At 72.2% G+C, this 23,751-nt stretch carries 20 protein-coding genes; 6 read left to right on the forward strand and 14 right to left on the reverse strand.

What is annotated here, in order from left to right:
* Positions 1-48 precede the first annotated feature (48 nt).
* A complete protein-coding gene (locus ACZ499_RS35315) occupies positions 49-1,374 on the forward strand; it encodes a UDP-glucose dehydrogenase family protein (protein ID WP_468680681.1) in 1,326 nt (441 codons plus the stop codon).
* A 4-nt stretch (positions 1,375-1,378) separates the two neighbouring features.
* On the opposite strand, the gene ACZ499_RS35320 is transcribed toward ACZ499_RS35315, so the two are convergent.
* The 4 genes from ACZ499_RS35320 to ACZ499_RS35335 all read right to left on the reverse strand — a co-directional run bounded on the left by ACZ499_RS35320 (position 1,379) and on the right by ACZ499_RS35335 (position 6,078).
* A complete protein-coding gene (locus ACZ499_RS35320) occupies positions 1,379-2,644 on the reverse strand; it encodes a dipeptidase (protein ID WP_468680684.1) in 1,266 nt (421 codons plus the stop codon).
* A gap of 502 nt (positions 2,645-3,146) precedes the next feature.
* Positions 3,147-4,331: a dipeptidase gene (locus ACZ499_RS35325; RefSeq protein ID WP_468680718.1), complete on the reverse strand. Its 1,185-nt coding sequence runs from the start codon at positions 4,329-4,331 to the stop codon at positions 3,147-3,149.
* Positions 4,332-4,336: 5 nt separating this feature from the next.
* Positions 4,337-4,876, reverse strand: coding sequence for a 5-(carboxyamino)imidazole ribonucleotide mutase (purE, locus tag ACZ499_RS35330; RefSeq protein WP_468680686.1), 540 nt, complete (start codon positions 4,874-4,876; stop codon positions 4,337-4,339).
* Positions 4,873-6,078: a 5-(carboxyamino)imidazole ribonucleotide synthase gene (locus ACZ499_RS35335; RefSeq protein WP_468680688.1), complete on the reverse strand. Its 1,206-nt coding sequence runs from the start codon at positions 6,076-6,078 to the stop codon at positions 4,873-4,875. Before ACZ499_RS35335 ends, purE begins: the two co-directional genes overlap by 4 nt.
* Positions 6,079-6,274: 196 nt before the next feature.
* Between ACZ499_RS35335 and ACZ499_RS35340 the strand changes: the two genes are divergently transcribed.
* Positions 6,275-6,790: a GtrA family protein gene (locus ACZ499_RS35340; RefSeq protein ID WP_468680689.1), complete on the forward strand. Its 516-nt coding sequence runs from the start codon at positions 6,275-6,277 to the stop codon at positions 6,788-6,790.
* 36 nt (positions 6,791-6,826) lie between these two features.
* Here ACZ499_RS35340 and ACZ499_RS35345 read toward each other — a convergent pair whose 3' ends face one another.
* Together ACZ499_RS35345 and ACZ499_RS35350 are read right to left on the reverse strand one after the other, a co-directional pair.
* Positions 6,827-8,098 carry an ATP-binding protein gene (locus tag ACZ499_RS35345; protein ID WP_468680691.1) on the reverse strand — a complete coding sequence of 424 codons (1,272 nt, stop codon included), beginning with the start codon at positions 8,096-8,098 and terminating at the stop codon, positions 6,827-6,829.
* 35 nt (positions 8,099-8,133) lie between these two features.
* On the reverse strand, positions 8,134-8,811 hold the full coding sequence (locus ACZ499_RS35350; protein WP_100574199.1) for a response regulator transcription factor: 678 nt from the start codon (positions 8,809-8,811) through the stop codon (positions 8,134-8,136).
* A 573-nt stretch (positions 8,812-9,384) separates the two neighbouring features.
* Here ACZ499_RS35350 and ACZ499_RS35355 point away from each other — a divergent pair.
* Positions 9,385-10,902 (forward strand): peptide MFS transporter, encoded by a 1,518-nt coding sequence (locus ACZ499_RS35355; RefSeq protein WP_468680694.1) that lies wholly within the window; start codon positions 9,385-9,387, stop codon positions 10,900-10,902.
* A 99-nt stretch (positions 10,903-11,001) separates the two neighbouring features.
* Here ACZ499_RS35355 and ACZ499_RS35360 read toward each other — a convergent pair whose 3' ends face one another.
* From ACZ499_RS35360 to ACZ499_RS35385, 6 genes are all read right to left on the reverse strand, one after another.
* Positions 11,002-12,453: a hypothetical protein gene (locus ACZ499_RS35360; protein ID WP_468680721.1), complete on the reverse strand. Its 1,452-nt coding sequence runs from the start codon at positions 12,451-12,453 to the stop codon at positions 11,002-11,004.
* Positions 12,454-12,467: 14 nt separating this feature from the next.
* Entirely contained in the window at positions 12,468-13,562 is a 1,095-nt protein-coding gene (locus tag ACZ499_RS35365) for a hypothetical protein (protein WP_468680696.1), read from the reverse strand.
* Positions 13,559-14,488 carry a COG1470 family protein gene (locus tag ACZ499_RS35370; RefSeq protein ID WP_468680698.1) on the reverse strand — a complete coding sequence of 310 codons (930 nt, stop codon included), beginning with the start codon at positions 14,486-14,488 and terminating at the stop codon, positions 13,559-13,561. Before ACZ499_RS35370 ends, ACZ499_RS35365 begins: the two co-directional genes overlap by 4 nt.
* 102 nt (positions 14,489-14,590) lie before the next feature.
* Complete coding sequence (locus tag ACZ499_RS35375) at positions 14,591-15,238, reverse strand: peptidase (protein ID WP_468680722.1); 648 nt, start codon at positions 15,236-15,238, stop codon at positions 14,591-14,593.
* A 192-nt stretch (positions 15,239-15,430) separates the two neighbouring features.
* Positions 15,431-15,901 carry an ATP-binding protein gene (locus ACZ499_RS35380; RefSeq protein ID WP_385545862.1) on the reverse strand — a complete coding sequence of 157 codons (471 nt, stop codon included), beginning with the start codon at positions 15,899-15,901 and terminating at the stop codon, positions 15,431-15,433.
* Positions 15,902-15,981: 80 nt separating this feature from the next.
* Positions 15,982-16,350 (reverse strand): STAS domain-containing protein, encoded by a 369-nt coding sequence (locus ACZ499_RS35385; RefSeq protein ID WP_468413400.1) that lies wholly within the window; start codon positions 16,348-16,350, stop codon positions 15,982-15,984.
* A gap of 366 nt (positions 16,351-16,716) precedes the next feature.
* Between ACZ499_RS35385 and ACZ499_RS35390 the strand changes: the two genes are divergently transcribed.
* The 3 genes from ACZ499_RS35390 to ACZ499_RS35400 all read left to right on the forward strand — a co-directional run bounded on the left by ACZ499_RS35390 (position 16,717) and on the right by ACZ499_RS35400 (position 21,172).
* Positions 16,717-17,589, forward strand: coding sequence for an RNA polymerase sigma factor SigF (locus ACZ499_RS35390; protein WP_468680701.1), 873 nt, complete (start codon positions 16,717-16,719; stop codon positions 17,587-17,589).
* A gap of 156 nt (positions 17,590-17,745) precedes the next feature.
* The gene (locus ACZ499_RS35395; RefSeq protein WP_468680724.1) at positions 17,746-18,891 is read left to right on the forward strand and encodes a DegT/DnrJ/EryC1/StrS family aminotransferase; all 1,146 of its coding nucleotides are present in this window, start codon (positions 17,746-17,748) and stop codon (positions 18,889-18,891) included.
* Positions 18,892-19,030: 139 nt separating this feature from the next.
* On the forward strand, positions 19,031-21,172 hold the full coding sequence (locus ACZ499_RS35400) for a lipopolysaccharide biosynthesis protein (RefSeq protein WP_468680725.1): 2,142 nt from the start codon (positions 19,031-19,033) through the stop codon (positions 21,170-21,172).
* Positions 21,173-21,387: 215 nt separating this feature from the next.
* Here the strand turns inward: ACZ499_RS35400 and ACZ499_RS35405 are convergent, their stop codons facing one another.
* A complete protein-coding gene (locus ACZ499_RS35405) occupies positions 21,388-21,771 on the reverse strand; it encodes a hypothetical protein (protein WP_468680703.1) in 384 nt (127 codons plus the stop codon).
* A 46-nt stretch (positions 21,772-21,817) separates the two neighbouring features.
* Positions 21,818-23,734 (reverse strand): hypothetical protein, encoded by a 1,917-nt coding sequence (locus ACZ499_RS35410; protein WP_468680705.1) that lies wholly within the window; start codon positions 23,732-23,734, stop codon positions 21,818-21,820.
* Between the last annotated feature and the right edge of the window lie 17 nt (positions 23,735-23,751).

Consider the following 23,751-nt stretch of genomic DNA (forward strand, 5'->3'; position numbering starts at 1 on the left):
CTATGCTCGGGCAGCGCCCTCAAAGCCCGTACCTTCCAGGAGCACCGCATGGCCCTCAAGATCACTGTGATCGGCACCGGATACCTCGGGGCCACCCACGCCGCGGCCATGGCGGAGCTGGGATTCGAGGTGCTGGGCCTCGACGTCGTCCCCGAGAAGATCGAGATGCTGGCGCAGGGGCGCGTGCCGATGTACGAGCCGGGCCTTGAGGACCTGCTCCGCAAGCACGTCGCCGGGATCGAGGGATCCAGCGGGCGGCTGCGCTTCACCACCTCCTGGGAGGAGGTCGGCGCCTTCGGCGATGTGCACTTCGTCTGTGTGAACACCCCGCAGAAGCACGGCGAGTACGCCTGCGACATGTCGTACGTCGACGCCGCCTTCACGTCGCTGGCGCCGCATCTGCGCCCGGGCGCGCTGGTGGTCGGGAAGTCGACCGTGCCGGTCGGGTCCGCCGCCCGGCTCGCCGCAGGGCTGCCCGAGGGCGTGGACCTGGCCTGGAACCCCGAGTTCCTGCGCGAGGGCTTCGCCGTGAACGACACCCTGCACCCCGACCGGCTCGTGGTCGGTGTGGAGAGCGAGCGGGCCGAGAAGCTGCTCCGCGAGGTGTACGCGGTGCCGGTCGGCGAGGGCTCGCCGTTCGTGGTGACCGACTTCCCGACCGCCGAGCTGGTGAAGACCTCCGCCAACTCCTTCCTGGCCACCAAGATCTCGTTCATCAACGCCATGGCCGAGGTGTGCGAGGCCGCGGACGGGGACGTCGTGAAGCTCGCCGAGGCCATCGGGCACGACGAGCGGATCGGCTCGAAGTTCCTGCGGGCCGGGATCGGCTTCGGCGGCGGCTGTCTGCCGAAGGACATCCGCGCCTTCATGGCCCGGGCCGGTGAGCTCGGCGCCGACCAGGCGCTCACCTTCCTGCGCGAGATCGACTCCATCAACATGCGCCGCCGCGGCCAGATGGTCGAGATGGCGCGGGAGGCGCTCGGCGGCGGGTCCTTCCTGGGCAAGCGGGTCGCCGTGCTCGGCGCGACCTTCAAGCCCGACTCCGACGACGTGCGCGACTCGCCCGCCCTGAACGTGGCCGGGCAGATCCACCTCCAGGGCGGCCAGGTCACCGTCTACGACCCCAAGGGCATGGACAACGCCCGCCGCCTGTTCCCGACGCTGGGGTACGCGGACACCGCCCTTGACGCGGTCCGGGGCGCGGACGTGGTGCTCCACCTCACCGAGTGGCGCGAGTTCCGCGAGCTGGACCCGGCGGCGCTGGGCGAGGTGGCCGGCGCCCGGATCGTCCTGGACGGGCGGAACGCGCTGGACTCGGTGAAGTGGCGCGAGGCGGGCTGGACGTTCCGGGCGATGGGCCGCCCGCGCGCGTAGCGGGCTAGCTCGGGTCGAGATCCTCGATGGTGGCGGTGGAGGGCCCTCGGCGGGGTTGGGCCGCGCGGGCGGCGAAGTCCACGTCACGGATGACCCGGGCGAAGTTCCCCCAGGTCAGCGCGGCGAGATCGGCGTCGTCCCAGCCGCGGCCGATCAGCTCGGCGAGCAGTACGGGGTAGCAGGAGGCGTCCTCCAGGCCGACGGTGCGCGGGGCGTCCGGCATCAGGCCGTACCCGCCCGAGAGGCCGATGTGGTCCGGCCCGACGACGCCGCGCAGATACTCGATGTGGTCGGCGACGTCCTGCGTGCAGGCGGGCCGCCCGGACCGCGCGACCTGCGCGGGGTTGAAGCTCACCAGACAAACCCCCCCGTTCTCGGGGAGCCCGCCGAGGAGCTCGTCGGTGACGTTGAGCGGGTGGTCGGTGAGGGCGCGGGCGGCCGAGCGGGTGAAGATCAGCGGGGCGTTGGCGGCGCCGAGGGTCTCGCGGACGGTCTCCGGGGCGGCGCCGGACAGGTCGATGGCCATGCCGAGCCGGTTGAGCTCCCGTACGACCTCCTGCCCGAAGCGCGTCAGGCCCGCGCGGGTCCAGCTCGCGGTGGCGGTGAGGGCGACGGCGCGTACGCCGAGGGCGTGGTAGGCCCGGACCGTGCCCAGCGAGTCGCCCAGCGCGTGGGCGGCCACCGGCCCGAAGAGGGACGCGATACGGCCGTGGTTGCGGGCGTCGGCAAGGTCCCCGATGGCCTGCGCGAGCCGCAGCCCCTCCGGGCAGGCGTCCACGAGCGTACGGAGCCGGTCGACGCGTTCCAGGGTGGCGCTGACGGGGTCGGGGCAGTCGCCGGCGACCATCAGCGACCAGAACTGCGCGCCGACGCCGCCGTGCCGTAGCCGGGGGATGTCGGTGTCCAGCGAACTCTCCCCCAGCTCGACGTCGTGCCACGGGGTGTTCACGAGCACCTGGGCGAGGGTGTTGTAGCCGTCGGCGACGGGGTGGGCGCGGAGGAGGGTGTGGATGCGGGTGCGCACGTCGGGGTCGAGGGTGTCGCCGGGGGCGATGGCCTCCGCCTCCGGCGTGGCTTCCGGCGCGTCCGCCTCCGGCGTGGCTTCCGGCGCGTCGGCCTCCGGCGTGGCTTCCGGCGCGTCCGCCTCCGGCGTGGCTTCCGGCGCTGGTTGGCCGGGCTTGGGCTTGGAGCCGCGTTTCCGGGGGGTGGCGCGGTCGGGTGCGCCTATCGCGGCGGTGGCGACGTCGGCCTCGTCCTGCAGATCTGCCATGACGGTCTCCCGGTTCGGCGTCGGCGACAGCAGTACGGCCACGATCACACGTCGGCGGCGGGAGGTCTCGGCGGATGAGGCGTTCGGGGGAGGACCCCGGCTCGGCTCCCGGGGGCTTCGCCCCCGGCCCCGTGTTTGTCTGCGGGTGGGTGGGGGCTGGTCGCGCAGTTCCCCGCGCCCCTGTAGGCCCGTGGTTTGTCTGCGGGTCGGCTGTGGCTGGTCGCGCAGTTCCCCGCGCCCCTGCAGGCACCTCCGGCCCCTCCGGCGTGCAAGGAGCGGGGCCCGGGCAAATTCAGCCCCTGGGGGTCCCCCCTGGACGAAGTCCTTGGGGGAGTTTGAGGAGCGGGGTCCGGGGCGGAGCCCCGAAAGCGGGGGCGGGGGCGGAGCCCCAGCGGGGTGCAGGGGCGCAGCCCCGCAACGGGGGCCGGGGGCGGAGCCCCCGGGAGGCCACCTCAGCCCCCACCCACCCCCGGAGGGTTTAGGGAAGGGGCGGGGTGGGGGCTCAACCGTCCAGGGAATCCAGCGTCGCGTTCGACACCCCCCGCCGCCCCGCCTCCTCCCGGCTCACCGCCTCCGCGTCCCGCAACACCCGTACCGCGTTCCCCCACGTCAGCTTGGCCAGGTCCCCCTCGGACCAGCCGCGGCTGAGGAGCTCGGCGATCAGGTTGGGGTAGCCGGAGACGTCGTCCAGGCCGGACGGGGTGAACGCCGTGCCGTCGAAGTCGCCGCCGATGCCGATGTGGTCGATCCCGGCGACCGCGCGCATGTGGTCGAGGTGGTCCGCCACCGTCACCACGGAAGCGGCCGGACGCGGGTGCGCCGCCTCGAAGGCGGCGTGCAGCGCCATCGCCTCGGGCGAGGTGTCCAACGCGTGCAGCCCGTGCGCGCGCAGGTTCTCGTCCGCCGCCGCCGTCCACTCCACCGCCGCAGGCAGGATGAACTTCGGTACGAAGGTCACCATGGCCACTCCCCCGTTGCCGGGGAGGAGCGACAGCACGTCGTCGGCCACGTTGCGCGGGTGGTCGCACACCGCCCGCGCCGAGGAATGGGAGAAGATCACGGGCGCCGACGACGTCGACAGCGCGTCCCGCATCGTCGTCGCCGCCACGTGCGAGAGGTCGACGAGCATGCCGAGGCGGTTCATCTCGCGGACCACCTCGTGGCCGAACGGGGACAGGCCCCCCACCCCCGGCGCGTCCGTCGCCGAGTCCGCCCAGGCGGTGTTGTCGTTGTGGGTCAGCGTCATGTAGCGGACGCCCAGCGCGTACAACGCCCGTAGCGTGGCGAGGGAGTTGTTGATGGAGTGGCCGCCCTCCGCGCCCTTGAGCGAGGCGATGCGGCCCTCCGCCCGCGCCTTCTCCATGTCGTCCGCCGTCAGCGCCGCCGCCAGGTCCCCGGGGTAGCGCGCGATCAGCTGGTCGACGCAGTCGATCTGCTCAAGGGTGGCGCTGACCGCCTCGTCGCCCGCCATGTCGGTACGCACGTACACGGACCAGAACTGCGCGCCCACCCCGCCCGCCCGTAGCCGGGGGATGTCGGTGTGCAGATGGCCGGTCTGGTCCCGGCCGACGTCGCGGCGTTCGAGGTCGTAGCGGACCTGCTTGCGCAGCGCCCAGGGGAGGTCGTTGTGGCCGTCGACGACGGGGTGCTGGGCCAGCAGCGTACGGGCCCGCGCGAGGTGGTCCACCGTGCTCACTTTCCGAAGCCGAAGGACGCCGAGGCCTCCACCTTGGAGCGCAGCCGCCTGCCCTTCTCCGTCGCCTGGTCGTTCAGCTCCTGCTGGAACTCCCGCATGCGCGCCAGGAGTTCGGGGTCGTGGGCGGCCAGGATACGGGCGGCCAGCAGGCCCGCGTTGCGCGCCCCGCCCACCGACACCGTCGCCACCGGCACCCCGGCCGGCATCTGCACGATGGACAGCAGGGAGTCCATGCCGTCCAGGTACTTCAGCGGTACCGGCACACCGATCACCGGCAGCGGGGTGACCGAGGCGAGCATGCCGGGCAGATGGGCCGCCCCGCCCGCGCCCGCGATGATCGCCTTCAGGCCGCGGTCCGCCGCCTGCTCGCCATACGCGATCATCTCGTGCGGCATCCGGTGCGCCGAGACCACGTCGACCTCGTACGCGATCTCGAACTCGTGCAGGGCCTGGGCGGCGGCCTCCATGACCGGCCAGTCGGAGTCCGAGCCCATGACGATGCCGACAACAGGACCGGTGACAGGGGTGGCGCTCATTCGGTGATCGTTCCTCTGAGGTAGTCGGCCGCGTGACGGGCGCGCTCGCGCACGTCAGCGAGGTCGTCGCCGTAGGTGTTGACGTGACCGACCTTACGACCGGGCTTCACGTCCTTGCCGTACATATGGATCTTGAGCTGGGGGTCGCGGGCCATGCAGTGCAGATACGCGTAGTACATGTCCGGGTAGTCGCCGCCGAGCACGTTGCACATGACCGTCCACTTCGACCTCGGGCGCGGGTCGCCCAGCGGAAGGTCGAGTACGGCCCGGACGTGGTTGGCGAACTGCGAGGTGACCGCGCCGTCCTGGGTCCAGTGGCCGGAGTTGTGCGGGCGCATGGCCAGCTCGTTGACGAGGATGCGCGACACCCCATCGGCGTCGCGGGTCTCGAAGAGCTCGACCGCGAGGTGGCCGACCACGCCGAGCTCGTCCGCGATGCGCAGGGCCAGCTGCTGGGCCTCGCCCGCCAGTTCCTCGGCGAGGTCGGGCGCGGGGGCGATCACGGTGTCGCATACGCCGTCGACCTGGACCGACTCGACGACCGGGTAGGCCACCGCCTGGCCGTGCGGGGAGCGGACCACATTGGCGGCCAGCTCCCGTACGAAGTCGACCTTCTCCTCGGCCAGGACCGCGACGCCCGCCTTGAAGGCGTCCGCCGCGTCCGCCTCGGAGCGCACGAACCACACGCCCTTGCCGTCGTAGCCGCCCCGCACCGTCTTGAGGATGACGGGGTAGCCGTCCGACCCGTCGCCCGACCACCGCCCCTCATCGAGGCGCTTCGCGCCGCCCCCGCTGATCTCCGCGGCGAACCGCGACACGTCGGCCGGGTCCGCCACCAGCCGGTGGCGGGGGCAGGGCGCACCGATCTCGTCGAGCTTGGCGCGCATCACCCCCTTGTCCTGGGCGTGCACCAACGCGTCGGGCCCCGGCCGGACGGGAATGCCGTCCGCCTCCAGGGCCCGCAGGTGTTCGGTGGGTACGTGCTCGTGATCGAAGGTGATCACGTCACAGCCGCGCGCGAAGGCACGCAGCGTCTCCAGGTCGCGATAGTCGCCGATGACGACCTCGCTCACCACCTGGGCCGCCGAGTCCTGGGGGGTGTCACTGAGCAACTTGAATCTGAGGCCGAGGGGGATGCCCGCCTCGTGGGTCATACGGGCGAGCTGACCGCCGCCGACCATGCCGACTACCGGGAACGTCACACCCCCAGGGTATCCGCCGTCCCCGGGGCCCCCGCCGGAGCGGCCCGTGGAGCCCCTGCGGGGCCGGGCGTGGCCTGGATTTGCGGGCGTCCACGAGCAATGCCCAGAGGCGCTGGTTAGCATGGCCGGGTTGGCGTACGACGAACGACACCGATACCGAGAACGACACCGAACCGAACGGGGCTGGGCGATCACCATGAGTGAACGGGGCGCATTGCGTACGCGACTGCAGCTGCTCGCCCGGGAGATCGCGAAGTTCGGCGCCGTGGGCGCCATCGGGTTCGTCGTCAACGCGATCGTCTTCAACCTGTGCATGCACGTGGCCCACCTCGCGGTCGTACGCTCCGGAGTCATCGCCACCGCCGTCGCCATCGCCACCAACTACGTCGGCAACCGCTACTGGACCTACCGGCACACCGACAGCGGCCGGCGCAGCCGGGAGCTGATGCTGTTCCTGCTGTTCAGCGGCATCGGCCTGGTGATCGAGAACGGTGTCCTCGCGCTCTCGCACTACGGCTTCGGCTACACCTCGACGGTCGCCGACAACGTCGCCAAGAACGTGGTGGGCCTCGGCCTCGGCACGGTCTTCCGGTTCTGGTCGTACCGCACCTGGGTGTTCCGGGCGCTGCCCGCCCGGGAGGCCGTGGAGACCGCAGAATCCTTTCTCGGCGATGCCCCTCAGCCGTACGCCCGCCACAACTCCGGCTCGTGAAGCAGTTCCGGCTCGTGAATCAGGGGCGTAAACCGGTCATCTGATCGTCTGCTCCGGCTCGTGCGGATCACGCGGGTCGCGTGCCATCCGGCCCAGGAACAGAGCGAACACCGCGGGCTGCTGCTGGAGCATCTCCAGGCGGCCGCCGTCCGCCTCCGCCAGGTCGCGGGCGACCGCGAGGCCGATGCCGGTGGAGTTGCGGCCGCTGATGGTCCGTTCGAAGATCCGCGCCCCGAGGTCGGACGGCACACCGGGCCCCTGGTCGGTGACCTCGACCACGGTCTGGTTGCCGGTGACACGGGTGCGCACCGCGACCGTGCCGCCGCCGTGCATCAGCGAGTTCTCGATCAGCGCCGCCAGGACCTGGGCGACCGCCCCCGGGGTGCCCACCGCACGCAGCCCCTGCTTGCCGGAGCGGACGATCGCGCGGCCCGCGCTGCGGTAGGCCGGGCGCCACTCCTCCAGCTGCTGCTTGACCACCTCGTCGAGGTCGAAGACGACGGCCGAGCCGATCCGGGGGTCGCGGGAGTTGGTGAGCAGCCGCTCCACCACGTCGGTGAGCCGCTCGACCTGGGTGAGCGCGATCGTCGCCTCCTCCTTGACCGTGTCCAGGTCGTCGGTGAGGGCGATCTCCTCCAGCCGCATGGAGAGCGCGGTGAGCGGGGTGCGCAGCTGGTGGGAGGCGTCGGCGGCGAGCCTGCGTTCGGCGGTGAGCATCTTGCCGATGCGCTCGGCGGAGGAGTCCAGGACGTCGGCGACCCGGTCCAGCTCGTGCACCCCGTACCGCTTGTGGCGGGGGCGCGGGTCGCCGGAGCCGAGCCGCTCCGCGGTCTCGGCCAGATCGGTGAGCGGGGAGGCCAGCTTGTTGGCCTGGCGTACGGCGAGGAGCACCGCGGAGACGATGGCCAGCAGCGCCACCGCGCCGATGATCAGCAGGGTGCGCCCGACCTCCCTGGTGACCGTGGAGCGGGACTCCTCCACCAGGACGGTCTCGCCGCGCGCGCCCGTGGCGGTGCCGCGGATGAGCGAGCCGCTCGGCCGGGCGCCGAGCTCGATGGGGGCGCGGCCGGGGATGTCGATGCGGGCGTAGCGGTCGGGACCGACCCCGGCCAGCGACTGGGGGCCGACCGTCTCGCCCGCGAGCATCCGGCTGTCGATGACGCTGACGAGCCGCAGCGCCTCGGAGTTCACGCTCTCCTGGGCGCTGCTGCTGATCGTCCTGGTCTCGACGATGACGAGGGAGATGCCGAAGACGGCGATCACCACGAGCACCACGGCGAGCGTGGAGTTGATCAGTCGGCGGCGCATGGCTCAGTGTCCCAGGACGTACGGGCCGCGGGTCGTCAGCTCTTCTCGAAGCGGAAGCCGACGCCGCGGACGGTGGCGATGTAGCGCGGGTTGGCGGCGTCGTCGCCGAGCTTCTTGCGCAGCCAGGAGATGTGCATGTCGAGCGTCTTGGTCGAGGACCACCAGGTGGTGTCCCAGACCTCGCGCATCAGCTGGTCGCGGGTGACGACCCGGCCCGCGTCGCGCACGAGCACCCGCAGCAGGTCGAACTCCTTGGCGGTGAGCTGGAGCTCCTCGTCGCCCATCCAGGCGCGGTGCGACTCGACGTCGATCCGTACGCCGTGGGTGGCGGGCTGGGGGGCGGGCTCGGTGGCGCCGCGCCGCAGCAGGGCCCGCACCCGGGCCAGCAGCTCGGCCAGCCGGAACGGCTTGGTGACGTAGTCGTCGGCGCCGGCGTCGAGGCCGACCACGGTGTCCACCTCGTCGGCGCGGGCGGTCAGCACCAGGATCGGGACGGTGTGGCCCTCGGAGCGGAGCCTGCGGGCCACCTCCAGGCCGTCCATGCCGGGCAGCCCCAGGTCGAGCACGACCAGGTCGGCGCCTCCCTGGAGTCCGGCGTCGAGGGCGGTCGGGCCGTCCTCGCGGACCTCGACCTCGTAACCCTCCCGACGCAGTGCGCGGGCCAGCGGCTCCGAGATGGACGCGTCGTCCTCGGCGAGCAGTACACGGGTCATGGGGGTGATGGTAGTCCGCGACCGGGACGGCCTGTCCGTGGAACCCGTCAGGGACCGGCCGGGGTTGGGAGCCGCGCCCGTTCTTGATCGTCCCCTGATCGCCTCTTGATCGTCGGGCGGCCGTTCCTTGATCGTCTTTTGCCCGTCCGCCCCTGCGGCTCTGGGATGCGATCCTGTTAACCACCTTCGAATGTGGGCGGATGGTTCCAGCAACACCTGTGATCCATCTCTCAAGTCCTTCCATATGCGGCGGTGTGGTGTCGTATGGTGTCTCAACGCCTTTAGCACTAACTCGGGGACCTTTGGCCTGCTTGGCGCGCCAAAGGTCTCTTTTCTGCGAACGAACCGGAATTACTGGTTCCGAAGACAGTGAATGACCTATGGGCCGGGCCCCGGGCGCGATGTCGCGCCCCGGGCGTGGATCCCGGTGGGTCCGTCCTCTCGACTCCGTCACCACGGATGCGAACCCCTCGGGCGTAGGGGCGGGGCGGCTCCCCTGCCGGTGCCGGCCACCCCCCACCGGGCGCGACCACCGCTCACGAAGCGCGCGTCCCGAGCAAGCAAGGATCGACCATGGCGTCCAGCCTGACGAAGGACTCGGCGAGCACCACCGGTTCCGAGAAGACCTTCTTCGGCCACCCCCGCGGCCTGGCCACTCTCTTCATGACCGAGATGTGGGAGCGCTTCTCCTACTACGGCATGCGCGCCCTTCTCGTGTACTACCTGGTCTCCGGCGGCGCCGACGCGGCGACCGGCGCCCAGGGCGGCGGCCTCGCCATGCGGGCCACCACGGCCACGGCCATCTACTCCGTCTACGTCTCCATGGTCTACCTCATGGCGATGCCGGGCGGCTGGTTCGGCGACCGTGTGTGGGGTGCCCGCAAGACGGTCACCGTCGCCGGTTTCGTGATCATGAGCGGTCACCTTGCGCTGGCCCTGCCCGGCCAGGCGCCGTTCTTCGCCGGCCTGGTACTGGTCGCCGTCGGCTCCGGTCTCCTCAAGGCCAACATCTCCACGATGGTCGGCCACCTGTACAACGGTGCGGACGACCCGCGACGCGACGGTGGCTTCACCGTCTTCTACATGGGCATCAACCTCGGTGCCTTCGCGGCGCCGCTGGTCATCGGCACGGTCGGCAAGGAGCACAACTGGCACCTGGGCTTCGCCCTCGCCGCGCTCGGCATGGCCCTGGGTCTGGCGCAGTTCCTCCTCGGCACCAAGCACCTGGACCCGAAGAGCAGCCTCGTCCCGAACCCGCTGTCCGCCGAGGAGCGCAAGGGCGTTCTCGCCAAGGTCGCCGCCGTCGTCGCCGCCCTCGCCGTGTTCTACGGCGTCGTGGTCGCCATGGGTGCCTACACCCTGAACTGGGCGCTGGTTCCGCTCACCCTCGCCGGTCTGATCATCCCGATCGCGGTCCTGGTCCGCATCAAGCGCGACAAGGACCTGTCGACGACCGAGCAGTCGAAGATGAACGGCTACATCTGGCTGTTCGTCGCGGCCGCCGTCTTCTGGATGATCTACGACCAGGGCGGCTCGACGCTGTCGCTCTTCGCGGACGCCAAGACCACCGACAACGTCGCCGGCATCCACTTCTCGGCCACCTGGTACCAGTCGCTGAACCCGCTGTTCGTCATGGCCCTGGCCCCGGTCTTCGCCTGGCTGTGGCTGTGGCTCGCCCGTAAGAACCAGGAGCCCAACACCATCGTGAAGTTCGCGATGGGCCTGGTCGTCATCGGCGCCTCGTTCTTCGTCTTCATCGTCCCGATGAACATGGCGGGCGACGGCAAGGTCTCCCCGATGTGGCTCGTCTCGATCTACATGATCCAGACCATCGGCGAGCTCTGCCTCTCCCCGGTCGGCCTCTCGGTCACGACCAAGATGGCGCCGCAGAAGTACGCCTCCCAGATGATGGGCGTCTGGTTCCTCGCGGTCACCGCGGGCGACTGCTTCACCGGTCTGCTCTCGCTGGCCGGTGTGAGCCTCGACGGCCTCGGGATCATCGCGATGGAGGCCTCGATGGCCGCCGTCGCGGGCCTCGCGATCTACATGTACCGCAAGAACGTCCAGTCGCTCATGGGCGGCGTGCACTAAGCGCACCGCACCACGCCGCACGGCCAGGGGCCGCCGCACCTTTCGGGGTGCGGCGGCCCCTCGCGTATCCGTACCGCGTATCCGTACGTACGGGACGGCTCAGCGCGTGCCGCGCAGCCGCCGCCACGGGGTGAAGGTGAAGACCGCGCCGCCGAGCAGGACGGCGGTCCCGGCGATGAGGCCGAGGGCGCGCAGGGCGCCGTGGTCGTTCGCCCCGGTCTCGGCGAGGCCGCCGGAGCTGCTGCCCGTGGCGCCGCCGGCGGTACCGCCGGAGCTGCCGCCGGAGCTGCCGCCGGAGCTGCTCGTGCCGCCGGACGCGCCGCCCTGCTGGGCCGTGGTGTCCAGCTCCAGGGACACGGGCGCCGTGCCCTTGACCGCGCAGGGGATGTTGATCTTCGAGCCGCCCAGGGTGACGTCGATCGTCAGGGCGCCGGGGCTGAGCGTCGACTTGCCGCTCGCGCCCGGTTTGTAGGTGCCGGTCATGTCGGAGAGGCTGACCGGGTCGCCGGTGTTCAGGGGGCCGGAGTTGGCCGGTCCCGTCACCGTCACCGAGCCCTTGTCGGCGCCGCCGACGGTGATCTGCATGGAGGGCTTCAGCGCGCCCGCGGGAAGCGGGGCCGGGCTGTTCATGACGCCCTTGGCGGTCTTGACCGTGAGGTCGTAACTCCCGCCGTTCTTCTTGGCGCCGATCGTCACCTTGGAATTGATACTGGCCGGGCCGGGGGACTTGCAGGCAAAGGTGACCGCTACTTCCTTGCCGGGGAAGTCGGTCTGCCCGCCGCTGCCGCCGGTGGTGGCTCCGCCGGTGGTGGTTCCGCCCGTGGACGTGGTGCCGCCGGAGGTCGTGGTGCCGCCGGAGGTCGTGGTGCCGCCGGAGGTCGTGGTGCCGCCGGTCGTCCCGCCCGAGGCGGTGGTCCCGCCGGACGCCGTGGTCCCTCCGCTCCCGGTCGTACCGCCGGAGGTCGTCGTCCCACCGCTCCCCGTCGTACCACCGGACGTCGTCGTCCCGCCCGACGTCCCCCCGCCCTCCGTCACCTTGATCGTCGCCCCGGCGCCGACCGTCTCCTTCGGGGAGCACGTGGTGTCCGTCGAGATCGGCTTGCTGACGTTGATGTTGTACTTGTCCGGCGTCAGCTTGACGTCGCCCGCCTTGGTCAGCTTCAGCCTGGCCTTCATGTCGGGCAGGACCATCGGGCTGTTCTTGGGGATCGGCGGGTTCTGCCGCGGGCCCTCCACCGCCAGGTCGGCGCTCTGGGCACCGGCCACCTTGACGGTGCCGGTCGGCTTCACGGTGTCCTTCTCCAGGTCGAGCACGTCGGGGTTCTTCGACGCGGCCTGGACGGTCTTCCACACCACTTCGACCTCGTCGCCCACCTTCGCCTCGGCGGGCGCGGTGATCTGCACCTTGGTGGTGCCCTCGACGGGCGGCAGGCCGGAGATGGGTGGCGGGATGCACTCGGTGGCGTACGAGACCTCTGCCGCCCGGGCGGGTCCGGCGGCCAGAATGATTCCCGCGCCTGCGAGCATCAGCGCGGCTCCGGCCGCGCTCATCCTCCGTTGCGTGGTCACGGATTTCCCTTCGTCGTGGGGGTGTTCGGACGGTTCTCGGTCGGTGCGGAGTCGGGGGTGAACCACGGCAGGGGCGTCGTCGCCGTGGTCGTGGCCGTGGTGGAGGTGTCGTCGGCCGGTGGCTGCGGGGACGGTTCGGCGGCAGCCCTGCGGACGGGCCGGCGGGGTCGGGCGCGGTCCCCCGCGCGCCCCCGCCGTGCGTGCTCCGCCCCGCTCGGGCGGACCTTGTCCACCACCGCCATGCCGATGCGGAACACCGCCGCCGGGACGACCACGCCCAGCAGGATCCAGAAGAGCGTGACGCCCCACGGGCGGCCCACCCCCCACGGCTGGGTGGCGAGCACCTTCTGCCCGTACTTCACCGAGACCTGGTAGTCGCCGTGCGCGCCCGCCGACAGCTCGAAGCCCAGCCTGACCTCGGCCTTGCCGCCGGGCTTGATGGTGCCCTTCCACTGCCGGTCCTCCCACTGCGGCGCGAACACACCGTGGGAGGTGCCCACTTGGAAGACCGGGTCCTTGACCGGGGCCGCACCGAGGTTGCCGACGGTGACGACGAGCGTGCGCGAGGGCGGCGCCCCGAACCAGGTGAGGATCCCGCTGCTCCCGTCGAGCTCCGGCGCGGTCAGGACGCTCAGGCGCCCGGTGCCCGACTGCTCGGGCAGCGGCGCCACCGGATGACCGGTGATCTTCAACTCGGCGTCCACCAACGCCTGTTCGCCCGTCACCGTGGCCACGTGCACCACACAGGGGCAGGGCTTGGGCGGTGCGGCCACCGGCAGCGGCTTGCTGAAGGCGCCCTTGGCGTCGGTGGTCACCGCGCGCCCGTCCGCGTTGGCGCAGGAGTTGGTGCCGCCGATCACGCCCTGCCCGGGGGTGGACTGGCCGCAGACCAGCAGCATCAGGAGCGCGCCGGGCCGCCAGCCGGTGCCACTGGCGGTGATCTCGGTCCCCTTGGCCGCCTCCGGCTTCGACAGCGTCACGGCGGGCTTCACGTCGTCGGCGCTCGCGGCCGCCGACGCCAGCGCCGACGCCGGCGGGAGCGTCAACAGCGCGGCCGCTACCAGCGCCGCCCCTCTCGTACGCGGCTTCACGATACTGCTCCCGTCGTCGCCAACTCGGTTACGGGGTCAGGGGTTTCGGGGCCACCCGGATCCGGCCGACGGCGCCGCCTCCGTACCCACAGCGCCGCGCCCGCGCCCGCCGCCACGCACCCGGCGCCCGCCGCCGGGCCCCACGGCACGAACACCGCCGAGGCCGTCGCCTCGCTCCGGGCGGCCCCGCCCGCCGTCACCGTCAGGCGCACCTCGACGCGGTCGAGGGCGGGCGGGCGCCGCCAGGGCTCGGCGAGCTCGACGCGCTGACCGGGCAGCAGCTCGACCGGCAGCGGTCGGGCCGGGCGCCGCAGCGGCTGCCCGAAGAGCCCGTCGGCGCGGACGGCCAGGCTCGGGGCGAGGGTCGTGTTGCCCCGGTTGACCAGGGCGTAACGGATGAGGGAGCGGCCCTTGTCGACGCGTACGTCCTCGACGGTGAGCGCGGGCAGGACCGGGCCCGCGACCCGCGCCTGGACCCGCACCCCCGCCTCCCGGCCGCCGCCGGACGCGACGAGCGCCGCCGGGTGGTCGCCGGGCGGGGCGCCCGCCGGGACGGTGACCGCGAACGGCACCTCGGCCCGGGTGCGCGGCGGGATCCGCACCTCGGCCGAGGCGAGCGCGAGCCACGGATCGGCGCCGGGGCGCACCGCGAAGGCGCCGGTGGAGGCGTTGTACGCGGCGGCACCGCGCAGCCGCAGGGTCAGCGGGCGCGCGGTGGGGTTGGTGAGCGAGAGCCGGTCCTCCAGTACGGAGCCGGGCGCGCCCTCCAGATAGAAGTACGGTCTGCCGTCGCCGCTGGGCCGCGAGCCGCCGGACGCGGGCGCGGCGGTCCACTCCCCGTCGGCGGCGCGCGCGGCGGGGGCGGACAGGGCGGTCAGGGCCAGGGCCGCGGCGAACACGGCCAGGCGGATCGGTCGTGGCGGCATCAGCGGCTCCCCGTCGAGCGGTGCGGCGTGCGGCTTGACGACGTACGGCTTGCGGGCGCGTCCCCGTGCCCGGGCCGGGCCGTCCCGTGGGTAGGGGCCGGGTCAGCCGTGCGCCCGTGCGCCGCGCCGGGTCAGCCACAGCACCCCGGCCGCGCCGGTGAGCAGGACCGTGCCGCCGAGCGTGCCGAGGGCCACGGCCGAGTCGAGCGGGCCGGTCTTCGGCAGCGCGTCGACGGGCCCGGAGGCGCCGGTGACGTCCAGCGAGAGCGAGGGGCCGGGGCTGTTGCCCGGGGTGCAGGTCGTGGTGGTGCCCAGCGCCTTGATGGTGAGGATCGACGCGGTGAAGGTGACCTTGCCGGACGCCTTCGGTGTGTACGTACCGCTCAAGTCGCTGATCTTGATCGGGCTGTTGGCCGGGATCTCGGCCGTGTTGGCCGCTCCGGACACCGCCACCGTGCCCTTGTCGGGGCCGCCCAGCTTGATGACCGCGCTCGGGCTCATCGCCCCGGCGCCCAGCGCCACCGGGCTGGAGGAGACGCCCTTCTGGAACGACATGGTCAGCTTGTAGGCGCTGCCGTTCTTGACGGCCGTGATGTCGATGGGCGACACCGCGGCCTTGGGGCCGATGGGTGTCTCGCACTTGTAGTTGACGTCCACGACGTCGGCGTGGGCGGCCGGGGCGGCCATCAGCACCACCGGGCCCGCCAAGGCAGCCGCAAGGGCGAGTGCTGTCCGCTTCTGGTACGACACGTACGACACCTCGAATTTCCCTCGGTCCCGAGGCCGTTCAAGTTACTGACGGCACATCAGATTGGGCGTCAAGGTACGCCGGGGACCTTGGAGAGGGAAGACACACAACGCGGTGGATGACGGATCGCAAGTGACACGAGTGCCCTGGGGCACGGGTGCTCCGCGCGGACGCCGGATTTCCGAGAGGGCGCCCTACGCGGGCGCGGCGAGCTCCGCCCAGACCGTCTTGCCGGGCACTCCGGGCGTCCGGACGACCCCCCAGTCCAGACAGAGCCGCTGGACGATGAACATGCCGTGGCCACCGGGCCGCCCCGCGCGGTGCGGGGTGCGGGGCGCGGGCTGGCCGGAGCCGCGGTCGGTGACCTCAAGCCTCAGCATCTTGGAGGTGCGGACGACGCGCAGCTGCTCGGGACCCTCGGCGTGCAGACAGGCGTTGGTGACCAGCTCGGAGACCACGAGCAGGACGTCCTCCGCGGCCGCGCGCCGGTCGGCGGTGGCGGCCGGGAGCCAGCCCCACTCGTGCAGTGCCTGGCGGGTGAAGTCGCGCGCCAGTGGCACGATGCCGCTGGCTCCGTACAGCGCGAGGACGCGCGAGGCCGTCACCGGAGCTCCGTCCGGCTCGGGGCCGCGGTCGCCCGGCTGGTGCTGCCGGGTGGTGCTCATCAGCGCTTCACCTCACCGATTCACCGAATGCCTGGATCGCCAACGTCTTGAGTCTGGTCTCCTGCCCCACCAAAGCGGGGTCAGTCGTCCAGTGCGGATTCGAGCGAATCATGCACGGTGAAGACCGCTTCCGCCCCAGTGATCTCGAAGACGCGGGCCACCACCGGGAGCATTCCCGCCAGATGGACCCCGCCACCGATCGCCTCGGCCTTCAGCCGGGCGCCGAGCAGCACGTTCAGTCCGGTGGAGTCGCAGAACTCCAGCTGCGCGCAGTCGACGACGAGCCGGCCGCGGCCGGCCGCGACCGCGTTCTCCAGGGGTTCGCTGAGCAGCTCTGCCGTGTGGTGATCCAGCTCACCCACGGGCGTGAAGATCTCGCTGGGGCCGTGCGAGCGGACGCCGACCTTGAGCCGGCCCCGATTCGCGCTACCGACCATGCCGCGGTCCATGCCCGTCCCTCTTCGCCATCATTCTCCGTGCCGCACCGTGAGCGGTGAGGCAGTGGTTCGCTCGCCCGTACGGTGCGGAAACCGTGCTCCCCGTCACAAGTGACGCACCTCTCCGCATACGTCACCGAACACGGCTCCGTACACGCGGACTCCCCGAGAACACTACGCCTTCCCTACGCGCGTCGGAAGCCGAACACCGTGCCGAAACGGGCATATACGGACAACTCGACCTTGCGGCGGTACAACCAAAACGGGTAGGGGTAGGAGAGACAGATTTTCACCGCGACCGGCCATGGAGGCGCCGCACACCGATTCGCCACGTATAGGCGTCGGCAGCCATATGCCGAGAACGATGGAGGAGACCTCATGTCACCCCGGCTCGACGAATCCATGGATACGTCGGCAACGCACGTGCCGCACACCCCGATCGAGGGACTCGACGATCTCCCGGAGATCCCTCCCTACGAACACATCGCGCCGCTGGACGCGCGGGCCCTGTCGAAGACGCTCTTCGCCCGGCTCGACTCCCTCGAAGAGGGAACCCACGCGTACTCCTACGTACGCAACACGCTCGTCGAACTCAACCTGGCGCTGGTCAAGTTCGCCGCCTCCCGCTTCCGTACGCGGAGCGAGCCGATGGAGGACATCATCCAGGTCGGCACCATCGGCCTGATCAAGGCGATCGACCGCTTCGAGCACGACAGAGGCGTGGAGTTCCCGACGTTCGCCATGCCGACCATCGTCGGCGAGATCAAGCGCTTCTTCCGCGACACCTCCTGGTCGGTCCGGGTGCCCCGGCGCCTCCAGGAACTCCGCCTCGACCTGGCCAAGGCGGGCGACGAACTCGCCCAGCAACTCGACCGCGCACCGACGGTGGGCGAGCTCGCCGAGCGCCTGGGCATCAGCAAGGAAGAGGTCGTCGAAGGGATGGCGGCGAGCAACGCGTACACCGCGAGCTCGCTGGACGCCCAGCCCGAGGAGGACGACACCGAGGGCGCGCTCTCGGACCGGATCGGCTACGAGGACCACGACCTCGAAGGCGTCGAGTACATCGAGTCGCTGAAGCCGCTGATCGCCGAACTCCCGCCCCGGGACCGGAAGATCCTGTCCCTGCGGTTCGTCGCCAACATGACGCAGTCCGAGATCGGCGAGGAGCTCGGCATCTCCCAGATGCACGTCTCCCGGCTGCTCGCGCGCACCCTCTCGCGGCTGCGCAAGGGGCTGACACTCGAAGAGTGAGGCACGCCTGTACGAGGGCCCGTTCCTTCTGGGGACGGGCCCTCGGCGTTGTTGACGAACAGTGCGGCCTGGGTCACATTGAGCGCGGGGCAACCGGGGGGTCTGGGGGGACTCATGCCGTACGAGACCACGTCGTGCTCGACGCTCGAAGCGACCATGCGGGACCGGCTCGGGCGTGAGTGCCTGTACCTGCCGTCCGGCCGGCTCGCGCTGTACGTGGCGCTGCGCCACTGGTGCGCGCCCGGCGGCCGGGTCCTGATGTCGCCCGTCAACGACGACGTCATCTTCTTCGTGGTGCTCGCGGCCGGGCTGCGGCCCGTACAGGCGCCGCTGGACGCCCGCGACGGCTCGATCGACCTCTCCGCCGTGCCGGAGGAGACCTGGTCGGGCCTGTCGGCGGTCCTCACCACCAACCTGTACGGGAACCCGGACCCGGCGCCCCGACTGCGCGCCAGGTGCGATCAGTTGGGCATCCCGCTCATCGAGGACGCGGCCCACGCCATCGGGAGCGAGGTGGCGGGGCAGGCGGTCGGCACGTTCGGTGACGCGGCCGTCTTCTCCCTCTCCAAGCACACCGCCGCCAAGGCGGGCGGCTTCCTCGCCGTCGCCGACCCCGGGCTTCGCGAGGCCCTGGTCAAGACCCGCGACGAGCTCCTCGACCCGCCCCGGCACACGGCCGAACTCGCCTACTGGGCCCGGCCGTACGCGGAGGCGACGGTCCGCGGCCTGCGCCTCGCACCCGCCGCGTGGGCGGTGCTGCGGATGCTCGGGCGCCAGGAGCGCGAGGACATCCGGATGGCGCTCAGACCCGGCGAGCTGAGCCGGGCCGTCACCGCCGCGCCCTCCCTGAGCGCCTTCCACTCCTGGGTACGGGTGGACATGCACGACTACCGCACCGGCGCGGGCGGCCTCCGACGCGCCCGGATCGAACGGAAGCTGGGCCGCCTCGACGCGGTGCTCGCCCGGCACCGGGCCGGGGCCGAGCGGCTGCTCGCCAGCGAGTGGGCGCGGCCGGCGCCCGGTCCCGTACAGCCGCTGTTCCGGGTGCCGCTGCTCGTCGAGGACCGGGACGCGGCCCGGGCGGCGCTCGCCGAGGCACGGGTGAACGTCGGCTACCTCTACGACCCGCCGCTCGACGACTACGCGGGCGCCGGCTTCACCGACCCGTCGCCCGCCGCCGAGGCCGGGCGCTGGTTCGCGCGGCACGCCCTGCCCGTCGACCCGCTGAAGGCCGAGCTGTCGTTGCGGGTCCTGGAGGAGTCGGGGGCCCGCCCCGCGAGAGGCGGGCCCGCCGGTGTCTGACACCACGTCCGACGCGCGCCGGGCCGTCGGCGGGGACGAGGGACCGGGCGGGGGGCCGGACGCCACGGAACCGGCGGCCGGGGACCCCCCGGGGCCCGAGGACAGCCCGCCGACGGCCGGTGACGGGGGCGGTGACTCGATGTTCCGCAACGCCTACGCCCTGATGCTCTCCACGGCCGTCTCCGCCGCCCTCGGCCTCGGCTTCTGGCTGGTCGCGGCCCGCTACTACAGCGAGGAGGCGGTGGGCCAGGGCTCCGCCGCCATCGCCGCGATGCGGCTGCTCGCCTCGATCACCGCCACCACCATGATCGGCGCGGTGGTGCGCTATGTGCCGCGCGCGGGCCGGGCGACCGGGCCCCTGGTGGTGCGGGCGTATGTGGCGAGCACCGTGGTAGTGGCCGTGGCGAGCGTCGGCTTCCTGTTCACGCTGCCGCTGTGGGGGGCCTCGTACGAACCGCTCGGCGGGCTCTCCTCCGGGGTGGTCTTCGTGCTCGCCTCGGTCGCCTGGGCGGTGCTGACCCTGCAGGACGGGGTGCTCACCGGGCTGCGCAAGGCGGTCTGGGTGCCGGTCGGCAACGCGGTGTTCTCCCTCGGCAAGCTGCTGCTGCTCGCCGGCTTCGCCGCCTTCACCCTGGGCGTCTTCCTCTCCTGGGCGGCGGCGATGGTCCTGTCGATCCTGCCGCTCGGCCTGCTGATCTTCCGCAGGCTGATCCCGGCCCAGGCGGCCGCCGACCGCGACCGGCCGGTGCCCCAGATGCGCGAGATAGGGCGCTTCCTGGCGGGCGACTCGGTCGGCGCGCTCTTCTCGCTCGCGATGATCAATCTGCTGCCGGTGATGGTCGCGGTCCGGTTCGACGCCGCGCAGAACGGGTTCTTCTATATCGCGTACACGGTCGGCGGGACCATGGAGTTCATGGCCATCAACATGGCCTCCTCGCTCACCGCGCACGCCTCGCACAGCCCGGACCGGCTCGCCGACGGCGTACGGGGGGCGCTGCGCAGGATGGCGCTGCTACTGGTGCCGGTCGTCGCCTTCCTGATCGTCTTCGCCCCGCGGATCCTCGCCCCGTTCGGCGCGGACTACGCCGAGCACGGCACCCTCGTCCTGCGGCTGCTCGCCGCCGCCGCACTGCCCCGGGTCGCCGTCGAGCTCTACATCGGGGTGCTGCGCGTCCAGGGCCGCACCGGCGTCCTCGCCCTGCTCCAGGGCGCCATGTGCACCCTGGTCCTGGGCAGCGCGGCGGTCCTGCTCGGCACCACCGGCATCCAGGGCGCGGGCTGGGCGGTCCTGGTGTCGATGTGCGGCATGGCGCTCGTCTCGGCGCCCGGGCTGCGCGCCGCCCTCGCCGGACGCGCCACCGTGCGCACGCCCCGCGAACCCCGCAAGCGCGGCCCCGAGGAGTACGGCACGAGCTGGGCCCGCAGCGCGGCGCTCGCCCGGACCGAGGAGGCCAAGGATTACGGGACGCGCTGGACCACCCAGACCGCGTACCTCAGCGGCGGCCTGGAGACCGGGACCCCGGCGCTCGGAATCCCGGTGTACGTCCCCTGCGGCGCGCCGGGGGGCGGATCCGGGGGCGGCCGGGGCGGGGCGACCGCGACCACCCTGCACCTGCGGCCCTTACGACCGGGCGAGCCGGAGCCCGACGACGAGCCGCTGCTCACCACCGTGCTCTGGCTGCTGCTCGGGCTCGCGGCGGCCCTGTTCTGGGTGCCGCTGTCGCGCGCCCAGGACGCCAGGAACGCCGCCTCGGACCACGTCGACGGCACCGGGCTCATCTCCGCGCTGCCGCCCGTCTCGCTCACCGCCGGGGTGCTCCTGATCGTGGTGTGCAGCGCGGCCGTCTCGCTCTACCGGGCCCGGCCCGCCCTGCTCGCCGCAGGCCTCGGCGTGACGGTGGCCGCCCTGCACACCGCGCCGCTGATCCTCGGGGTGCGGCCGGACCCGCTGGCGGGCCCGTGGCACTCCGCGCTGACGCGGATGCTGACCGAGGTGGCCGGGCTGGACTCGCCCGCCGGGGCCGAGCGGGTGCTGCCGACCGCGCTCCAGGTGCTGTGCCTGGCGCTGGTCGCGGTGACGCTGATCGCGCTCGGCACGCATTGGCGGCTGACCGCGGTGGGGGTGTGGGTGCTCGCCGTCGTCGGCTGGGCGGGGCAGGCCTCGTTCGCCCAGGCCGCAGTGCCTGTTTTTACGGCACTTTGCCTGGCCGCGGGGGCTGCGGTGGTCCACCGGGGGTGGTCCGGCGGGGGTGGTCCGGCGGGGGTGGGGCAGGCCACTTGAGCGGTGAGGCCCCTTGCCCGGTATTTGTCTGCGGGCCGTCTGCGGCTGGTCGCGCCCACGCGGCGGAGCCGCACAATGACACAGCCCCGCGCCCCTGAGATGCGCCCCTCCGGGGCGCCCAGGGGATCGCCGCGCAGCGGCATCTTCAGGGGCGCGGGGAACTGCGCGACCAGCCCACCACCCACCCGCAGACGAACCCCGGGCCAAAAAGGCCGTCACCGGCGTCGTGGCCGTTCCACCGCCCCCCGCGTCGCGGCCGGTAGCGGCAGGCCCGGGAAAGCGGCCGCCACCGTGGCGAACGCGGCCAGCGCCACCAGGAACGCGGTCGCCGAGAAACCCTCCACCAGGAACAGGCAGGTCGACACCAGCGCCCCCAGCGAGAGGCTGAGCGGCGCCGCGAGCGCCAGTGCCTCCAGGCGGGCACCGGGGCGCAGCATGTTGGGCTGCGGGTAGAGCAGCGCGAAGCCGGGGCCGAGGGAGACGAACAGGAGCACCAGGATCCAGCGCGCCGGGGTGGCGTCCGGCAGCTGGGTCGCGGCCAGCGCCACCCAGCCGGAGAGCGCAAGGGCGACGCGGATGCGGTTCTGGGCGAGGGTCACGGCGGCTTGCCTCCGGTCGGCGCGGCGGTGGGGGTCCTCCTGCTCCTCAGGAGCGCGGGGGAGGCCCGTACTGCAGGACGGTTCCGTACTGGTTGCGGTCGATCACCCGGAACAGCGGCGACGCCGAGAGCTTGGCCGTCAGCTCCGCGAACCCGCCGGCCGGCAGCAGCCCCTCGCCCGCGGTGTAGACGTCCTGGGTGCGGGTGAGCAGCACGAACGCGGGTCTGCCGTCCCTGGGCAGGCCCGGCGCCAGGAAACCGGCCGGGTCCTTCAGCATCCTGATGTTCTCGGGCAGCGCCTGCTCCACGAAGAACCAGTGCTCCAGCTGGTCGTAGCGGTGCAGCGCCATCGGGAAGGAGCCGGTGGCGGCGAGGATCAGCGAGTCGCGCGGGGCCTCGTCGATCACCCGGGTGACCAGCGCGGTCTCGGCGGGCGGGGTGTAGTACATCCGCTCCTTGCCGTAGTACGCGGGCAGGAACCCGGCGACGAGGGCGAGCAGCACGGCGGGCAGCGCCACCGCCGGGATCCGCCGCCGCGCCACCGGCCCGAGGCGGAGGCGGCCGGGCTCCTTGGCGGCGCCGGGCGCGGGCACCAGCGCGGCCGCGGCGAAGAACGCGGCGCCCGGCAGCCCGAACAGATAGACCCGGAAGAGCATTTCGCCGCCGTAGTCGTTGATCGCGAACATCGGTACGGGCGCGATCGAGACGAGCAGCAGTGGCAGTGCGCTCCTGAGCAGCTTGCGGCGGGTCAGCACGGCGAAGGCGGCGAGCGCGGCCACCACCAGGACCATCACGATGTCGGCCCGGCCCTGGAGCACAGGCCCGGGTCCGGTGAGCTCGCCCGCGTATCCGGCCCGCGAGTTGTTGAGGAGGTTGCCCGCGGACTCCTTGAGCGAGTCCAGGGTCTCCACGAACAGCGGGCGGCCCATGGTGAGGTCCCAGACGAGCATGATCAGGCCGGTGACGACGAGCAGACCCGGGTTGCGGTAGCGGCGGGTGAGGTTGAGGGCGAACAGGGAGACGCAGAGCATCACCGGTGTGAGCTGGTGGGTGAAGTTGATGGCGGCGATCAGCGGGGCGAGGATCACCACGCAGACCGCGCGCTGGCGGGCCGTCGTCGGCGGCGGCACGGAGGCGGCCGCCGGATCGAGGTGTGCGCGCGAGCGCAGGTCCCCGGCGGAGCCCGGGCGTACGAAGTGGCGCAGGACCACGGCGAGTACGGACAGGTGCAGGACCAGCGCCAGGCCCTGCGGCGAGAAGTAGTCCTGGCCCACCCAGTTGGCGACCTCGAAGATCCACACGCCGGTCCACACCAGCCGCCAGTCCTCGGCGAAGGTGCGGTAGATCAGCACCAGGACGGGGATGAGGATCACTCCGTAGAAGAGCGCAGCCCAGTTCAGATACGACTGGGTGGTCTCCACGCCGAAGGCGCGCACCAGCGCCGAGTTGAGGGTGAAGAAGCCGGGCCACTGGTCGTAGGCGGCCATGTTGCCCGACAGCGGGGTGCCCGGCCGCAGGTCCTGGTTGACCAGCAGGTGCGTGACGACGGCGTCGTGTTTGGAGGCCCACGGGTAGCGCACCGAGTCGTAGAGGATCGCGGTGGGCGCCTTGAGGGCGAAGAGCAGGGCGACGCTGTAGAGGCCGGGCCACCAGGGCGCGGTCCCGGCCCGCCGCAGGCTGACCACGAACCCGGCGGTGAGCACCACGAGGGAGAGGAAGAAGGCGGCGGGCAACTGGTCGAGCAGGCCCCAGTCGCCCATGTGCCGGTAGTCGATGTGCGGCAGCGCGTACAGCCACAGGGCGGTCGCCAGGACCAACGGCAGCCAGGCGAACAGGGTCTGAGGCTTGATCAGATCCGGTAGACCGCGCTTCGGGGCGCGCGCGGCCTCCCCCTCCTCACTGGCGCCGCTTTCCGGTGGCAGCTCGCTGCTTCCGGTCACCGGCGCGGGCACGCGTTGCTGCACAGTGCGACTCCCCCCAC

The sequence above is a fragment of the Streptomyces sp. NPDC031265 genome (assembly GCF_055570295.1).

Coding starts and splice junctions, on each gene's coding strand:
- ACZ499_RS35345 (WP_468680691.1), bottom strand. CDS start 8,098: ATGCGCCGCCGACTGATCAACTCCACGCTCGCCGTGGTGCTCGTGGTG.
- ACZ499_RS35315 (WP_468680681.1), top strand. CDS start 49: ATGGCCCTCAAGATCACTGTGATCGGCACCGGATACCTCGGGGCCACC.
- ACZ499_RS35395 (WP_468680724.1), top strand. CDS start 17,746: ATGCGGGACCGGCTCGGGCGTGAGTGCCTGTACCTGCCGTCCGGCCGG.
- ACZ499_RS35390 (WP_468680701.1), top strand. CDS start 16,717: ATGTCACCCCGGCTCGACGAATCCATGGATACGTCGGCAACGCACGTG.
- ACZ499_RS35385 (WP_468413400.1), bottom strand. CDS start 16,350: ATGGACCGCGGCATGGTCGGTAGCGCGAATCGGGGCCGGCTCAAGGTC.
- ACZ499_RS35380 (WP_385545862.1), bottom strand. CDS start 15,901: ATGAGCACCACCCGGCAGCACCAGCCGGGCGACCGCGGCCCCGAGCCG.
- ACZ499_RS35360 (WP_468680721.1), bottom strand. CDS start 12,453: ATGAGCGCGGCCGGAGCCGCGCTGATGCTCGCAGGCGCGGGAATCATT.
- ACZ499_RS35340 (WP_468680689.1), top strand. CDS start 6,275: ATGAGTGAACGGGGCGCATTGCGTACGCGACTGCAGCTGCTCGCCCGG.
- ACZ499_RS35400 (WP_468680725.1), top strand. CDS start 19,031: ATGTTCCGCAACGCCTACGCCCTGATGCTCTCCACGGCCGTCTCCGCC.
- ACZ499_RS35350 (WP_100574199.1), bottom strand. CDS start 8,811: ATGACCCGTGTACTGCTCGCCGAGGACGACGCGTCCATCTCGGAGCCG.
- ACZ499_RS35320 (WP_468680684.1), bottom strand. CDS start 2,644: ATGGCAGATCTGCAGGACGAGGCCGACGTCGCCACCGCCGCGATAGGC.
- purE (WP_468680686.1), bottom strand. CDS start 4,876: ATGAGCGCCACCCCTGTCACCGGTCCTGTTGTCGGCATCGTCATGGGC.
- ACZ499_RS35355 (WP_468680694.1), top strand. CDS start 9,385: ATGGCGTCCAGCCTGACGAAGGACTCGGCGAGCACCACCGGTTCCGAG.
- ACZ499_RS35370 (WP_468680698.1), bottom strand. CDS start 14,488: ATGCCGCCACGACCGATCCGCCTGGCCGTGTTCGCCGCGGCCCTGGCC.